2 protein-coding genes are annotated in these 612 nt (G+C 38.6%); both read right to left on the bottom strand.

Annotated features, from left to right (window positions below):
* Positions 1-242: hypothetical protein (locus GVN22_RS28630; RefSeq protein ID WP_166554202.1), on the bottom strand; the 242-nt coding region annotated here is incomplete at its 3' end.
* Position 243: 1 nt separating this feature from the next.
* The coding region (locus GVN22_RS28625; RefSeq protein WP_166554201.1) for a hypothetical protein at positions 244-612 on the bottom strand (369 nt) is incomplete at its 5' end.

The following is a 612-nucleotide window of genomic DNA, read 5'->3' as shown; positions in this document are numbered from 1 at the left end:
TTATAACTAATCTCACCAGAATCATAAGCATGAAATAAGGTCGGGTCAATCTCAAAGTTTTCTGGAAAGCTGTCAGCAATATTGGTATAAGTAATGTCAATAAATGAACGAAACTCCGCTCTTTGCCAAATAGCTAATAACTGCTCTTGAGTTAGGTTATTATTGAGTAAAATAGATTTCCCATCAATAAACACTTGAGCAGTATTTACGTGTTGGGGTTTAACGATGAGTGTCTGTGCCATGTCAAAATGTTTGGTATTGATATTGGGTCAAAATGGAAGAAATAAATGTAGGGTTCAGTGGAAGGCTTGGAGTAATAAATCGCCCTGTTAGGGTCAGCTCTATAATCTTACGATCGGAGGCTAGTCGGTTGTACTGGTAGCGTAAACCGTTTTCCTGATTTCCATTGTAAAACGTATCCGAATCAACTCCACGCCATAAGGCTACAAAGCGTCTTTGTTGGTTGGCATAAAGCCACGTCAATAATGACTCTGATACATTTCTGATTTGACAAGAAATAGTAATAGTATAGTAGTCACCAGAGGCGTCGTCTATTTGCTGAGCTTCCTGCCAAACTGCATTTTTTTGTAAAAACTCGAATACGGTGATTGG

Origin of the sequence: Cellulophaga sp. BC115SP, assembly GCF_009905545.1 — a bacterium.
In the GTDB taxonomy this organism is placed as follows: Bacteria; Bacteroidota; Bacteroidia; order Cytophagales; family Spirosomataceae; genus Flectobacillus; species Flectobacillus rivi.
Note: the sequence above shows the minus strand (reverse complement) of the source record. Positions and strands in the feature narration are given on the sequence as shown.